Annotated in this window: 12 protein-coding genes; 6 read left to right on the top strand and 6 right to left on the bottom strand. The window is 71.5% G+C overall.

The window, feature by feature from the left end:
* Positions 1–529, bottom strand: a 529-nt coding sequence (locus tag E1287_RS24835; protein WP_131967461.1) for a DUF6886 family protein, incomplete at its 3' end; no start/stop codon positions are given.
* A 188-nt stretch (positions 530–717) separates the two neighbouring features.
* The gene (locus tag E1287_RS24830) at positions 718–1,365 is read right to left on the bottom strand and encodes a DUF4360 domain-containing protein (protein WP_131967460.1); all 648 of its coding nucleotides are present in this window, start codon (positions 1,363–1,365) and stop codon (positions 718–720) included.
* A 660-nt stretch (positions 1,366–2,025) separates the two neighbouring features.
* Between E1287_RS24830 and E1287_RS24825 the strand changes: the two genes are divergently transcribed.
* Positions 2,026–2,778, top strand: coding sequence for an SDR family oxidoreductase (locus tag E1287_RS24825; RefSeq protein ID WP_131967459.1), 753 nt, complete (start codon positions 2,026–2,028; stop codon positions 2,776–2,778).
* Between the two features lie 4 nt (positions 2,779–2,782).
* Here E1287_RS24825 and E1287_RS24820 read toward each other — a convergent pair whose 3' ends face one another.
* Positions 2,783–3,091 (bottom strand): antibiotic biosynthesis monooxygenase, encoded by a 309-nt coding sequence (locus tag E1287_RS24820; protein WP_131967458.1) that lies wholly within the window; start codon positions 3,089–3,091, stop codon positions 2,783–2,785.
* 53 nt (positions 3,092–3,144) lie between these two features.
* A complete protein-coding gene (locus E1287_RS24815; protein WP_131967457.1) occupies positions 3,145–3,540 on the bottom strand; it encodes a hypothetical protein in 396 nt (131 codons plus the stop codon).
* A gap of 168 nt (positions 3,541–3,708) precedes the next feature.
* On the opposite strand from E1287_RS24815, the gene fdh reads away from it, so the two are divergent.
* Positions 3,709–6,960 (top strand): formate dehydrogenase, encoded by a 3,252-nt coding sequence (gene fdh, locus E1287_RS24810; protein ID WP_131967456.1) that lies wholly within the window; start codon positions 3,709–3,711, stop codon positions 6,958–6,960.
* Here the strand turns inward: fdh and selA are convergent.
* Entirely contained in the window at positions 6,957–8,267 is a 1,311-nt protein-coding gene (selA, locus tag E1287_RS24805) for an L-seryl-tRNA(Sec) selenium transferase (protein ID WP_131967455.1), read from the bottom strand. The genes fdh and selA overlap by 4 nt on opposite strands.
* Positions 8,268–8,329: 62 nt before the next feature.
* Here selA and E1287_RS24800 point away from each other — a divergent pair, with 62 nt between their 5' ends.
* The 4 genes from E1287_RS24800 (at position 8,330) to E1287_RS24785 (ending at position 11,966) form a co-directional block, all read left to right on the top strand.
* The gene (locus E1287_RS24800; RefSeq protein ID WP_131967454.1) at positions 8,330–8,854 is read left to right on the top strand and encodes a MarR family transcriptional regulator; all 525 of its coding nucleotides are present in this window, start codon (positions 8,330–8,332) and stop codon (positions 8,852–8,854) included.
* Positions 8,851–9,690, top strand: a complete 840-nt coding sequence (locus E1287_RS24795; protein ID WP_131967453.1) for an EamA family transporter — start codon at positions 8,851–8,853, stop codon at positions 9,688–9,690. Before E1287_RS24800 ends, E1287_RS24795 begins: the two co-directional genes overlap by 4 nt.
* A 161-nt stretch (positions 9,691–9,851) precedes the next feature.
* On the top strand, positions 9,852–11,042 hold the full coding sequence (locus E1287_RS24790) for a family 2 encapsulin nanocompartment cargo protein terpene cyclase (protein ID WP_131967452.1): 1,191 nt from the start codon (positions 9,852–9,854) through the stop codon (positions 11,040–11,042).
* Positions 11,043–11,111: 69 nt separating this feature from the next.
* On the top strand, positions 11,112–11,966 hold the full coding sequence (locus E1287_RS24785; RefSeq protein WP_131967451.1) for a geranyl diphosphate 2-C-methyltransferase: 855 nt from the start codon (positions 11,112–11,114) through the stop codon (positions 11,964–11,966).
* Here E1287_RS24785 and E1287_RS24780 read toward each other — a convergent pair.
* Positions 11,944–14,946, bottom strand: coding sequence for a BTAD domain-containing putative transcriptional regulator (locus tag E1287_RS24780; protein ID WP_131967450.1), 3,003 nt, complete (start codon positions 14,944–14,946; stop codon positions 11,944–11,946). The two genes, E1287_RS24785 and E1287_RS24780, sit on opposite strands and share 23 nt — an antisense overlap.
* Positions 14,947–14,958: the final 12 nt, after the last annotated feature.

Here is a 14,958-nt window from a genome sequence, read left to right as displayed (position 1 = left end):
GGGGGCGGGCGTTGCGTAGGCGGATTCCGCTGAATTCCAGAGTGCTTGCAGTTACCGCGTCCCAGAACTCCCACAAATTGTCGAGCACTCGTAGTTGAATGCCTGCGGTGTCGTGCAGGTGCAGTAGGTCGCCCACAGGCTCGGGCGGGCCGAGGGGATCGACCGGCTCAGTGGCGACGACCGCGAATGGCGTCGGGTCACCTATCGGGCGGAACGGTGATGCGGGGAGCCTGTAGGCGAACAGCCGGACGTCGAGAAGCTTGATGAGCCAGGAGTATTCGACCGCGTGGAGACGGGTGCCGCCGCCAGGTCCGATGATCCGCTCACGGTCGGCGTCCAGGGTGGTGGCGCCGACCCAGGTCATCGCCCGTGGACAGTCGCGCGGAAACCAATAGTCCGGTGCACGCGCGTGATCGACCGCCCAAACATAGGCTTCGCGCTGACGTGCGCTGGGCGCGACGTGGGGCACGAACCGGGTGATCGTCGGGTCTTCGGAGAAGTGCAGAACCTGTCCTGGCTCCGGTCGCATGGGTACATCTATACCCCCGGAGCCTTCCTTGCGGCGCCCGTAAGACGCTCCCCGGAGACGTCCGTTGCGCGCGAGCGGGACCGGGCCGTGCCCTTCTCGTAGGGCATGGCCCGGTCGGATCGGATCGGCGTCCGGGCGCTTCTCTCATGCGACGTGGTGGACGGTCCAGCTCGGTGTCGAAGCGGTGATTACTGGCAGCGCTTCCAGGAGTAGTGGTAGGTCGTCTTGATGCTGCCGTCGGTGGAGTCCATGCCGATGAAGCTGACCTTCGACCCGTCCGTCCCCTCTTCCGCTCGCAGTTCGGTGTTGACGTTGAAGTTCCGCTGCTCGCCGCACGGTGACCATACGAGCTGGGACACGTCCACGACGTCCTTGGTCTGCCAGTTCTTCTTGTAAGGGCCGGCCAGGTTGTGCGAGAACTCCCTGGTGCGCTCATCGCCTTGGAAGTAGTAGCTGGCGAGTTGGGTGGCGCTCGCGCCGGGCTGCAATGAGGCATAGCCGCGGTAGTCCGTCGACGAGACGGCGTAGGTGAAGCCCTGCGGGACGTGCACCCTCATGTTGATCTGGCAGTTCTTACGGCCGTCGGTGGGCTTGGATGAGCCACCCGCCTGGGCGATGTACTGGCTGTAGGTGACCGTGAACGCGTCGTTGGTTTCATTCAGGGCGATCGCGGCGGTGCCGATCGGACACCCGGACCCGTTGACGGTCGCGACTTCGATGGTGACGCCTTCGGGGCCGCGTCCGAGAAATTCCTCGGACGCGGCGGCGGGGGTGACGGTCGTCGCGGTCATGGCGAGCGCGGCGGCGGCAGCAGAAATGGCCATCCCTTTACGCATGCGATTCCTCTACTCGGAAGTAGGCGCTTCTGTTCCTTCGGCGGCCGAAGTGGGAGCACCTGACGTCTGGAATGAACGGAAGCCATCAATGGCGACAGACCCGGATCCGAACAAAGGCTAACCTTGAAAGTTAAGTGCTGTCAATCAATGTCTTTTCAACTTTTCGATCCAACTGCTGTCGACAAAAGGAGGCACTTCGGGCACCTTGATCATCGATCATCGACCGTCAATACCGGCTCTTTGACAAACACCGTTCCAACAAGCGTTCCGGCATTGTGCGAGGGCGATGAGCAGGGCGTACGCGCATACGGGAATGGCCGGAAACGGTCGCCGCGCGTGTCGGCCCCGTCAACCACGTGTCGGCTCGACCACTGACGACGCTTCTGCGTACCTCTATCTCGCCCGGCATCGCCTGTGGTTCCAGTTCCGTCACCCGGAGTACGACGCCGCCAAGTGGGTCAGGTCAGGTAGGTCGCGTTCCGTGGTTCCGGTGGAGCTCCTCGGACGCGGCTTGAGCGTGTCGGCCGAGCGCGCGTCGCATCTGGTAGCCGGTATGAGCTGTGGCTGTGGCAGGTTCGGGGGGTTTTGCTTGGGAAAGTCGACTGTCAGAGTTTCGAGGCCGTCTGGACGCCGGACGGGAGCATCGTGGAGGTTCGGGGAATGAAGATCGTGGTCATCGGGGGCAGCGGGCTCATCGGGAGCAAGGTCGTCGCCAGGCTCGGCGGCCAGGGGCATGAGGCGGTCGTCGCCACGCCCAAGACCGGCGTGAACACCGTCACCGGTGAGGGGCTGGCAGAGGTGCTCAAGGGTGCGTCGGTGGTCATCGACGTGTCGAACTCGCCGTCGTTCGAGGACGCGGCCGTGATGGAGTTCTTCACCACGTCCAGCCGCAACGTGCTGGCTGCGGAGGCGGAGGCGGGCGGGGGGCACCATGTCGCGCTGTCGGTCGTGGGGACGTCGCGGCTGCCCGACAGCGGCTATTTCCGGGCGAAGGTGGCGCAGGAGGAGCTCATCGCCGGTTCGCCGATTCCCTACTCGATCGTGCACGCGACGCAGTTCTTCGAGTTCACCGGCGCCATCGCCGACTCCGCCACCGATGGGGACACCGTCCGTGTGCCGGACGCGCTGATCCAGCCGATCGCGGCAGACGACGTCGCCGACGCGGTGACGCGGGCCGCCCTTGGCAGGCCCACCCAGGGCATCACCGAGGTGGCGGGGCCGGATCGTTTCAGTTTCGAGGAGCTGGTCCGCCGGTTCCTCCAGGCCCAGGACGACGGCCGCACGGTGATCGCCGACCCCGAGGCCCGGTATTTCGGCGCGCGATTGCAGGAGGCGAGTCTGATTCCGGCCGATGGCGCGGTCGTCGGCGGCGTCCGGTTCGCCGAATGGCTGCGGGCCGGGAACGCGAAGTGACGTCCTAGACGGTGTCGACCACGACCGTCCGGTGGCTGACCGTTTCGTCGAAATCCAGGAGGGCGGCCTGTGCCTCCGGTTCGACCACGGCCGCCGTCAGGTCTTCTCCAGCGAAGGCCTGAATGGCGGAGAGGGAATCCCAGAGGGTCATGACCTCCAGTTCCACCCGTCCGTCCGAATCCCGGCGGAACAGGTAGGCGCCTCGGTGTCCGTCGAGGCGGCGAAGCGCCGGCAGGACCGAGGCGGTGAAATGCTCGCGATAGGCTTCCGCCCCTTCCGCGGTGGCGGTTGCGCGCCAAACTCGGGCGATCATCGTGCCTCCGGATTGTCGAACACGCGTTAGGCATCGACGTTATCGGCTCGGGGTCACCACTGGCGGACGAAGCCGTGGCGGGCCAGGAGGTCGGTGAAGAGGTGACCGGCGGGGGTGAGCTGCCTGCCGGTGCCCCGGCACGCGTCGCAGACGGTCTCCTCGGGCTCCGCGGGACGGGACCTCATGTGGTCGGCGATGGCACGCTCCACCACGGCGACGATGGCGGGCTCGGCGTCGATTCCGCCGGGGACCTGGGCGGGACGCAGCTCGTGGGCGCGGCGCGCGGCATGGGCCACGGCGACCAGTTCCGTGGCGCGCTGCTGCCATTCCCGCCATTGCGCGTTGAGCGTCCAGCCGGTTCCGTCGCAGCCGGCGCAGTCGCATTCGAGCGCCTCAAGGAGGCGCATCCAATGGTCGGCCGCGTCATCCGCCCTGCGGTCCCTGTCCATGCACAGTCCCACCGGTCTCTGGGGTCCGCCCGGACCACCCCACTTGCTCGTACGCATGCTCACCTCGTCTGGTTCGCCTTCGCCCATCGGCGCCGAACGTAACACGTGTTTTGCGGGACGGGCGTCGGGTAGGTGCACCGGCGCGCCGATGGTGAGGGGTGGTGTGACGTGGGCGTTCGCACTTGGATCGGGTCATGGCCCGTCTACCGCCAGCTCACCGGCGACGACCCGCTCGGACGGGGGGCCGCGGCCAAGAGCGCGGGAACCGGGCGGATCGAGGCGCGGGTGAGTGCGGCCGACCAGGTCGTGAAGTCCGTCTGCCCATACTGCGCGGTCGGCTGCGGGCAGGACGTGTACGTCCAGGACGGCAAGGTCACCCAGATCGAGGGCGACCCGGACTCGCCGGTCAGCCGGGGGCGGCTGTGCCCGAAGGGCTCGGCCAGCCTCCAGCTGACCACCGGGCCGGCCCGCGAGTACGGGGTGCTGTACCGGCGGCCGCACGGCACCGGGTGGGAGCGGCTCGACCTCGGCGACGCGATGGAGATGATCGCGGACCGGGTGATCGAGGCGCGGCGGAGCGGCTGGCAGTGGGAGGACGAAGGCGTCCCCGTGCGCCGGACGCTGGGCGTCGCGAGCCTCGGCGGCGCCACCCTCGACAACGAGGAGAACTACCTGATCAAGAAGCTGTTCACCGCGCTCGGCGCGGTGCAGATCGAGAATCAGGCGCGCGTTTGACACTCCTCCACCGTTCCCGGTCTGGGAACCTCGTTCGGACGCGGCGGCGCGACCACCTTCCAGCAGGATCTGCAGAACGCGGACTGCATCGTCATTCAGGGCTCGAACATGGCCGAATGCCATCCGGTCGGGTTCCAGTGGGTGATGGAGGCGAAGGCTCGTGGGGCGAAGCTGATTCATGTCGATCCGCGGTTCACGCGGACGAGCGCGCTCGCGGACGCGCATGTGCCGCTGCGGGCCGGTAGCGATATCGCGTTCCTCGGCGGGATCGTCAATTACGTCCTGCAGAAAGAGAAGTACTTCCGCGAGTACGTGCTGTCGTACACGAACGCGTCGGTGATCGTGTCGGACGAGTTCCGCGACACCGAAGACCTCGACGGGGTCTTCTCCGGCCTCAATCCGGACCAGCGCAGCTACGACCACACGACCTGGCAGTACGCGGGCATGAACGTCCAGTCCGCGGCCGGGGAGCGGGACATGCAGTGGGACGAGCGCGTCGGGTCCGTGGAAGAGGCGGGCCGCGGTGAGGCGCACGGGTCCGGCGGCGCGGCGATCGGCGAGGGCGACCCGCAGCGCGACCCGTCGCTGGAGCATCCGAACTGCGTGTTCCAAGTGCTCAAGCGGCATTACGCGCGGTACACGCCGGAAATGGTGGAGCGGATCTGCGGCGTCCCGCAGGACCTGTTCCTGAAGGTCTGCGAAATGGTCACGGAGAATTCCGGCCGGGACCGGACGACCGCGTTCGCCTACGCCGTCGGCTGGACGCAGCACACGGTCGGCGTCCAGTACATCCGGACGGCCGCGATCCTGCAGTCGCTGCTCGGCAACATCGGACGTCCGGGCGGCGGCATCCTGGCGCTGCGCGGCCACGCGTCCATTCAGGGCTCGACGGACATCCCCACGCTGTTCAACCTGCTGCCCGGCTACATCCCGATGCCGCACGCGCACACCAACGAGGATCTGGACGCGTTCGTCCAGGCCGAGTCGGCGCGCAAGGGCTTCTGGGGCAATATGCGCGCCTACATGGTCAGCCTGCTGAAGTCGTACTGGGGCGACGCGGCGACGGAGGACAACGACTACTGCTTTGATTACCTGCCGCGGCTGACCGGTTCTCACAGCACGTACGAGACGGCGATGGCGCAGATCAACGGGGTGTGCAAGGGCTATTTCCTGATGGGCGAGAACCCGGCGGTCGGGTCCGCGAACGCCAAGATCCAGCGGCTGGGAATGGCGAACCTGGACTGGCTCGTCGTCCGGGACTTCTCGCTGATCGAGTCGGCGACGTGGTGGAAGGACGGCCCGGAGATCGAGACGGGCGAGATGCGCACCGAGGACATCGGCACCGAGGTCTTCTTCCTGCCCGCCGCCGCGCACACCGAGAAGGACGGCAGCTTCACCAACACGCAGCGGATGCTGCAGTGGCACCACAAGGCCGTGGAGCCCGCCGGGGACGCGCGCAGCGATCTGTGGTTCATGTACCACCTCGGCCGGATCATCCGGGAGAAGCTGGCCGGGTCGTCCGACGAGATGGACCGTCCGGTGCTCGACCTGACGTGGGACTACCCGACCGAGGGCCCCTTGGACGAGCCGGACGCCGAGGCCGTGCTGGCGGAGATCAACGGGTTCGACGGCGAGGGGAGCCCGCTGTCGACGTACACGCAGCTCAAGGACGACGGCTCCACGAGGTGCGGCTGCTGGATCTACTGCGGCTGCTACGCGGACGGCGTCAACCAGCCCGCCCGCCGCAAGCCCGGCCACGAGCAGCACTGGGTCGCGCCCGAATGGGGCTGGGCTTGGCCCGCGAACCGCCGCATCATCTACAACCGCGCGTCCGCCGACCCGGACGGCAACCCGTGGAGCGACCGCAAGGCGCTCGTCTGGTGGGACGCCGACCAGGGCAAATGGACGGGCCATGATGTGCCCGACTTCATCCCCGACCGGCCGCCCGGCTACCAGCCGCCCAAGGACGCGATCGGCCCCGACGCGCTCGCCGGCAACGACCCGTTCATCATGCAGGCGGACGGCAAGGCATGGCTCTACGTCCCGGCCGGGCTGACCGACGGCCCGCTACCGACGCACTACGAGCCGCAGGAGTCGCCGTTCTCGAACCCGCTGTACGGGCAGCAGCGCAACCCCGTCCGGCATCTGCTGGCGCCGCATCCCGACAACCGGTACGCGCCGGTCGACGGGGAGCCGGGCGCGGACGTGTACCCGTTCGTCGCGACGACCTACCGGCTCACCGAGCACCACACGGCGGGCGGCATGTCGCGGTGGCAGCCGTACCTGGCCGAGCTGCAGCCGGAGTTCTTCTGCGAGGTGTCGCCGGAGCTGGCGGCGAAGCGGAGCCTGGAGCACGGCGGCTGGGCGACGATCGTCAGCCCGCGCGCCGTCGTCGAGGCGCGGGTGTTGGTGACCGAGCGGATGTCGACCCTGACTGTGGACGGCCAGACGCTGCACCAGGTCGGGCTGCCGTACCACTGGGGCCCGAACGGTTACAGCCGGGGCGACGCGGCGAACGAGCTGCTGCACCTCTCCCTGGACCCGAACACCCACATCCAGGAGGCCAAGGCCCTGGCGTGCGACATCCGGCCGGGGCGGCGCCCGCGCGGGCCCGCCGCCGCGGCGCTCGTCCGCCGGTACCGGGAACGGGCCGGGATCACCGACCAGACGGGCACCGAGGTTTAGCGAGCACTTCGCAGGACGGTTCCGGCCAGGGCGTCGTCCTGGTCCGGCGGCACGGAGCGGAGGTCGAGGAGGCAGCGGCCGTCCTCGACGCGTCCCATCACGGCGGGCGTCCCCCGCCGCAGCCGGGGCGCGTACGGCTCGGGCAGCGACACGGCCGCGCTCGGCAGGACGACGCCGGGCGCACCGCCACCGCCGACCGCCGCCTCGCTCTCGACGGCCCGCGCGTCCAGCCCGGCGTCCCGCAGCCGGGCGGCCAGGCGTCCGGCGCGCTCGCGCAGTTCTTCGACATCCGCGTGGAGGGCCTGCTCGGTCGGGGTGCGCGGGCCGCGGACGGTCGCCTCCAGCGCGGCGAGCGTCATCTTGCCGACCCGCAGCGCACGTGCCAGCGGATGCCGCGCGAGCCGCCGCACCAGTTCCTCCTCGCCGAGGACGATGCCGCACTGCGGCCCGCCGAGCAGCTTGTCCCCGCTGGCCGTGACGAGGTGCGCGCCGGCCTTGAGCATGGACGCGGCGTCGGGCTCGTCCGGCAGCAGCGGTTCGGGGGCGAGGAGGCCGGAGCCGATGTCGGCGACGACCGGGACGCCGAGGCCGGCCAGCTCGGCGACGTCCGCGCCGCGCGTGAAGCCGGTCATGCGGAAGTTCGACGGATGGACCTTGAGGATGAAGCCCGTCTCGGCGCCGACGGCCGCGGCGTAGTCGTCCGGCGAGGTCCGGTTGGTCGTGCCGACCTCGCGCAGCCGCGCGCCGGTCGCGGCGAGCAGCCCGGGGATACGGAAGCCGTCCCCGATCTCCACCATCTCGCCGCGGCTGATCACGATCTCGCGTCCGGCGGCGAGCGCGGTCGCGGCCAGCACGAGCGCCGCCGCGCCGTTGTTGACGACGTGCGCCGCCTCCGCGCGCGGCACCCGCTCCAGCAGGGCGGCCAGCGCCGACCGTCCGCGCCGCGCCCGGCGGCCGGTCTCCAGGTCGAGCTCGACGTCGGTGGCGCCGGACGCGACCGCCACGGCGTCACGCGCGGCGTCCGACAGCGGGGCCCGCCCGAGGTTGGTGTGCAGCAGGACGCCGGTCGCGTTGATCACGGGACGCAGCCCGGACGCGGTCGGCGGCAGCGACTCCACCGCCGCGTCGGCGACCGCGTCCGGCGGGATCTCCCCCGCCCTCGCCCGGCGCTGCGCCGCGACGACGGCCGCCTTGACGACGCCGCGGCCGATCCGTCCCGCCGCCTCGGCGAGCCGCGGATCGGCGAGCAGCACGTCGGTGCGGGCGATCCGCCGGCGCCCGTCGGCGGGCGGCGCGTCACGATCCATGAGGCGACCTCCGGGTTCCGTGCTTTCCGGCAAGCATCCCATGGAGGTATAATGCATGAGTCATGCATGAAGAACGGTTGGCGAACCTTCTGGGCGCCGCCTCGCTGGCGGTGACCGATCTCGTCCAGGCCGGGGCCACCGGGGCCGGGCGGGTGAGCGCGAGCGGGGCCGCCGCGCTGATCGTCCTGGCGGACGCGCCGGACCTCGGCGTCACCGAGCTGGGGCGGCGCGTCAGGCTCACGCAGTCCGCCGCGGCGCGGATGGTGGACGGCCTGGAGGCCGCCGGCCTGGCGCGACGCCATCGCCGGGAGGGCCGCGCCGTCCGCGTGCGGCTCACGCCGGCGGGCGAGGACGCGGTCCGCGACATGCTGGACGCGCGCGGCGCGCCGCTGGCCGGCGTGCTCGACGTCCTGGACGAGGGCGAGCGCGAGACGTTCGCCGCCCTCCTGGCCAAGCTCCTGGCACGCCTGTACGCGGAGATCGGCGACGCCGAGGTGATGTGCCGCCTCTGCGATCGGCGGTGCTGCGTCGCCGGCGCGGTGTGCCCGGTCGGCCAGGCCGAACGCGACGCGGCGGGGGGCGTGTGACGGGCGTCCTCCTGGCCCTCGCGTCGGCGCTCGCCTACGGCGTCGCCGATGTGGCGGGCGGTCTGCTGTCGCGCCGCGCGGACTTCCGGGCGGTGGCGCTCCTCGGGCAGGCGGGCGGGCTCGTGTGCGCCGTCGCCGCCGCGCTGTTCGTGCCCGTGGACGGGATGGACGCGGCGTCCCTCGGCTGGGGCGCGCTGTCGGGCGTCGGGACGGGCCTCGCGATGGTGTTCCTCTACCGGGGCATGGGCCGCGGAGACATGAGCGTGGTCGTCCCGGTCAGCGCGGTCGGCGGGGTGGCGCTGCCCGTCATCGTCGGCGTGGCACTGCTGGGCGACCGTCCATCGGTGCCCGCGTGGGCCGGTATCGCGGTGGTGCTCCCCGCGCTGTGGCTCGTGTCCCGGTCGAACTCGGACGAGCACGGCAGGGTGCGCGCGGCGATCGGCAACGGGCTCGTCGCCGGGGCCGGGATCGGGATCCAGTACCTCGCCCTCGCCCAGGCGGGCGACGGCGCGGGGATCTGGCCGGTCGCGGCGGGACGGGTCGCGGCCGTCCTCACGATCGCGCCCCTGCTGTGGACGCCCGGTTTCCGCCTCCCCACCGGGAAGATCGGGTTCTGGTCGGCGGCGAACGGGGGCCTCGCCGCAGCGGCTCTCGTCTGCTACCTGCTGGCCACCCGGGAGCAGCTCGTCGTGATCGCGGTCGTCCTGTCGTCGCTGTATCCGGTCGTGCCCGTGCTGCTCGGCGTCACCGCGCTCCGCGAACGGCTGTCGGCCGCGCAGGCGGCGGGGCTCGTGGGCGCCGGGGCCGCGGTCGTGCTCCTCACGGTGCCCATATGACGGCCGATCGCGCCACGCGGAGGGCGGTTACATCCTGTCACCGTAAAGCAAGGCCATAGCCGGTTGTAGCTGAGACAAAGCTGTGAGTAACTGTTCCCCGGAGCCGCACGGCTCTCCGGAGGGTCACGGCGTCACACCTTTGATCAGCGAGGAGACCGACGATGGACGAACTGCTGGCGGAGAGGGTGAACCGGCTCCTGTCCGGCCCGAGCGGTCTGGGCACGTCGGCGGCGCGCGTCATCGACGCGCTGGTCGCCGCGCCCGAAGCGGTCGCCAAGCCCGAGGCGGTCGTCGCGCCCGCGCAGGAGGCGGTGGTGCCGCCTGCGTCCCACCTGCCGAGTCCCACGCGCAAGGGGGGCCATTTCTCGCCGGGGTACGCTGAACGGGAATGGGGCGACGGCTCGTTCCCCCCGCTCTACTGCCCGCTGACGGCGTGCGTCGACGACGACCTCGCCTGCGAGGTCAACGACCGCCTGGTCGCGTGGGCGGACGAGGTCGGGATCTACGCCGACCAGCTCGACAAGTTCCGCGACACCGGGTTCGGACGTCTCGCCGTCCTCGCCCACCCCGAGACCGACGACGTCGACCCGCTGCTGCTCGCGGCCAAGATGAACGCGGCGTGGTGGGCCGCCGACGACTACTACGCCGACGAGAGCGACCTCGGCGCCACCCCGACCGAGCTTCCGCCCCGGCTCGCGCTGGTGATGTCCGCGATGGACCCGCCGCCGGACGCGGGGAAGTACACCGGGCAGCTCGAGGCCGCGGTGCGCGCCGACCCCGTGCTGGTCGCGCTGCGGTCGGCCGCCGGGCATCTGCGGCGGCTCGCCGGTCCGTCCCAGGTCATGCGGATCTGCAACACCACGTTCCAGATGTACGTGAGCTGGACGGCCTACGCCGCCTGGCGGCACCTGGGCGAGCTGCCGCCGGTGTGGCGGTACCTCGCGGCGCGGCAGCACGACAGCTTCTACACGTCGATGACGCTGATCGACATCGTCGGCGGCTACCAGCTCGACGCGAACCTCTTCTACGAGCCGCGCGTCCACCGCGCGGTGATGCAGGCGGGCACCGCGTCCGTCATCGTCAACGACCTGCACTCGGCGGAGAAGGAGGCGGCCGACGACCTGCCCGACTGCAACGTCGTCCTGCTGATCGCCGAGGAGGAGGGCTGCCCGCTGCGCGAGGCGGTCGAGACGGCCGTCGAGATGCACAACCACTTCGTCCGGGGGTTCGAGGCGAGCCAGAAGGAGCTGGCCGCGGTCCCCTCTCCCGAGCTCCAGCGGTTCCTGCTCGGTGTGCAGGGCTGGATGGCCGGCGGCCTCGAATGGCACGGATCCTCCAACCGCTACAAGTAGCCACGCGAACGACACCCGCCGACCGAATGACCCGACCACGAATCCCCCGTCGAGAAAGGATCATCGGATATGGGCTCCACCCAGGGCGCCGCGGTTCTCAACAGCCTTTACCAGCACTCGGTCGCCGACTACTGGAACGCCGAGAAGAACCCGGTCAACCTCCGCCTGGGCGAAGTGGACGGGATCTACCACCACCACTACGGCATCGGCGCCGTGGACTGGACCGTCCTCGACGGTCCGTCCGAGACCCGCGAGGAGCGGACGATCGCCGAGCTGCACCGGCTGGAGACCGCGCAGGCCGACCTGCTGATGACCCACCTCGGCGCCGTCCAGCCGTCCGACCGGCTGCTGGACGCGGGCTCGGGGCGCGGCGGCTCCAGCCTGATGGCCCACCAGCGGTTCGGCTGCCAGGTGGACGGCGTGTCGATCTCCGAGTCCCAGGTCGCGTTCGCCAACGCGCAGGCCGAACGGCGGGGCGTCGACGACAAGGTCCGCTTCCACTTCAAGAACATGCTCGACACGGGTTTCGAGCCCGGCGTGTTCCAGGCCATCTGGAACAACGAGAGCACGATGTACGTCGAGCTGGGCCTGCTGTTCGCCGCGCACGCCCGGCTGCTGCGGCGCGGCGGCCGGTACGTGTGCATCACCGGCTGCTACAACGACGCCTACGGGCTGCCGTCGCGGGCCGTGAGCGAGATCAACGCGCACTACATCTGCGACATCCACTCGCGCAGCACGTACTTCAAGGAGATGGCGGCGAACCGGCTGGTCCCGGTGAGCGTGGTGGACCTCACCTCCGCGACGATCCCGTATTGGGAGCTGCGCGCGAAGTCCACGCTGGCCACCGGCATCGAGTCGGCGTTCCTCGACGCTTACAAGGGCGGCAGCTTCCAGTACCTGCTCATCGCCGCCGACCGCGTCTGAGGCGGGCCTCGATCCGGTCGACGTCGCCGCGTTCCGCCGCGGGCAGCGGCGCACCGGCGGCGTCCCGGGCGGCGGACGCGGCGTCCAGCGAGGCCGCCGCCTCGCCGTGGCGGCCCGCCAGGGACAGGGCGCCCGCCGTCCCTTCCAGAGCCAACGCGATCGCCCGCGGATTCCCGGTTGCGCGGGCGGCGGCCAGGCCCTCGGCATGCAGGCCGAGGGCCTGGTCCGCGTCTCCGCGCAGTTCGGCGACGAACCCTAGTTCGGCCAGCAGGAACGCCACGCCGGGCGCGCCGTCGATGTCGCGGCTCCAGCCGAGCCAGCGGCGCAGGATCGTCTCGGCCTCGTCCAGCCGGCCGCGGCGGCGCGCCGCCAGCGCCAGCCCGATGTCGGCGAAGTTCTCCATCCGGCGATGCGACTCGCGGACGGCCAGCCGCCTGCCGCGCTCGTGCAGGTCGTCGGCGCGGTCGAGGTCGCCGGTGAGCAGCGCGATGCGGCCGAGGCGGGACAGGACGCCGGACGCCTCCGTCCAGAGCCCGAGTTCTTCGGCGTCGCGCAGGCCGCTCTCGTGGAGCCGGGCGGCGCGGGCGTAGTCGCCGGTCACCTCCGCTAGGACGCCCAGGGTCTCGGTGGCCTGGAGGCGTCCCCAGCGGTCGCCCGCCGTCCGGAACAGCTCCATGGCCCTTTCGCCGTCGCGTCCCGCCCTCGGCAGGTCGCCCGCGGAGAGCGACTGCGCGGCGCGGGTGGCGAGCGCCGCCGCCTCACCCCACGTGTCGCCGGAAGCCCGGAAGCCCTCCAGGGCACGGGCGGTGAGCTCCTCGATCGCGTCGAGGTCGCCGAACCCGGCGCGGACGAAGCCGAGGAACCATGCGGCCCACGGGTCCTTCTCGCCGTAGGCGGCCAGGGCGCCGCGGCAGCGCTCGTCACGGTCGCGGCCGTCGCCTTCGAGCATCGCGAACCCGGTGTACCAGGTCCCGGCGACGGCCGTTCGCGCGGGGTCGCCGCCGGGGACGGCGAGGGCCCGGCCGAACGCACGGCGCGCCTCGCCGGGACGCCCCCACAGGAACCAGGCCCAGCCCATCGCGTTGACCAGCCGCAACGCGAGGTCGGCCGCTCCGTCCTCGACGGCGGTGTCGAGCGCGCGCCGCAGGTTCCCGGATTCGGCCCGCAGCGCGCGCAGCGCCTCCCGCTGGCCCGGGCCGCGCAGGTCGGCGCGTTCGGCGAGCGCCGCGTAGTACTCGGCATGAGCCCGGCGCAGCGCCTCGTACTCCCCTGCTTCGCGGAGACGTTCGGCGCCGTACGCGGCGATCGACTCTAGGAGGCGGTACCGCGGGCCTTCGCCGACGACCACCAAGGATCGGTCGACGAGGTTCGCCAGGACATCGACGTCAGCCCCGCAGACCTGTTCGGCCGCTTCCAGCGTGCAGCCGCCCGAATGCACGGCGAGCCGTCGCAGCACCGCCCGCTCGGGTTCGCCCAGCGGCTCCCAGCTCCAGTCGATCAGCGCGCGGAGCGTCCGCTGCCTGGCCGGTGCGTCGCGTGCGCCGGACGACAGCAGCCGGAACCGGTCGTCCAGCCGCGCCGCCAGCTCCTCGACGCCGAGCGCACGGACGCGGGTGGCGGCCAGTTCGAGCGCGAGCGGGATGCCGTCCAGCCTGGCGCAGATGTCCGCGACCGCCGCTCGGGGGTCCGATGCCGCTGGACCGAGCGCGATGCCCGCCCGTTCGGCGAACAGCTCGGCGGCGTCGCGGGCCTCCAGCGGCGGGACGTTCCACAGCCGCTCACCCGAGATCCCGATCGGCTCCCGGCTCGTGGCGAGGACGCGCGGCCCGGCGGCGGCCCGCAGCAGCCCCGCGACCAGGCGGGCGACCGGTTCGATGACGTGCTCGCAGTTGTCCAGGACGAGCAGCACCCGCTTCCCGCGCAGCGCCTCGCCGAGCCTGCCCGCGGGGCCTCCCGCGATACCCGCGTCGTCGCGCAGCCCGAGGACGCCCGCCACGAACGACGCCACCTCGTCGGCGGACGCGCCCGCCTTCAGACCCTCGTCCAGCGCCACCAGCCACACGCCGTCGGGGTGCCGCTCGCGCACGCGCCGCGCGACGGCCACCGCCAGCCGCGTCTTCCCGACGCCGCCCGGCCCGGTCAGCGTCACCGTCCGGGCGGCGGTCAGGACGTCCGCGATCTCGTCCGCCGCGGCGTCGCGTCCGATCAGCGGGGTGACGTCGGCGGGCAGGTTCCCGGAGGCGGGAAGCGTGCGGCGGAGGATGGAGAGGTGCAGGTCGGCCAGGGCCGGGCCGGGGTCGGCGCCGAGGTCTTCGCCGAGCCGGCGGCGCAGGTCCTCGTACGTGGTGAGCGCTTCGGCGGGACGGCCCGCGCCGTGGAGGGCGCGCATGTAGGACGCGCGGAGCCGTTCCCGCAGCGGATGCTCGTCCACGGCGGCGCGCAGCTCGGCCGCCAGCGCCTCGTGGTCGCCTAGTTCCAGCCGCGCCTCGGCTTGAGCTTCCACTGCCGTCAGGCGCAATTCGTCCAGGCGTGTGATTTCAGGCGCGGTGAATGGCGCGTCGGCGAAATCGGCGTAGGCGGGACCGCGCCATAGGGACAGCGCGTCCGTCAGGAGCGCGGCGCGGGTCACCGGGCCCTCGGACGCCCGCGCTTCGGCGACGAGTTCCTCGAAACGCGCGGCGTCGTCGGGCCGGGCGTTCAGGCGGTAGCCGGGCGGGGCCTTCTCGACCAGGGCGCGGGCGCCGGGTTCGGCGTCGTCCAGGGCGCGGCGGAGCTGGGAGACGCGGGCCTGGAGGGTCGCGGACGGGTTGGCGGGCAGCTCGTCGCCCCACAGATCATCGATCAGCCGATCGGACGGGACGACCCGCCCGGCGTGCGCCAGCAGGTCCGCGAGGAGGGCGCGGACCTTGCGGTCGGCGACCTTGACCGGCGTGCCGTCCCCCGTCCGCACGTCCAGCGGGCCGAGCACCCCGAAGCGCATACCGCCACCGTA

The sequence above is a fragment of the Actinomadura sp. KC06 genome, assembly GCF_004348735.1.
Lineage (GTDB): Bacteria > Actinomycetota > Actinomycetes > Streptosporangiales > Streptosporangiaceae > Spirillospora.
Note: the sequence above shows the minus strand (reverse complement) of the source record. Positions and strands in the feature narration are given on the sequence as shown.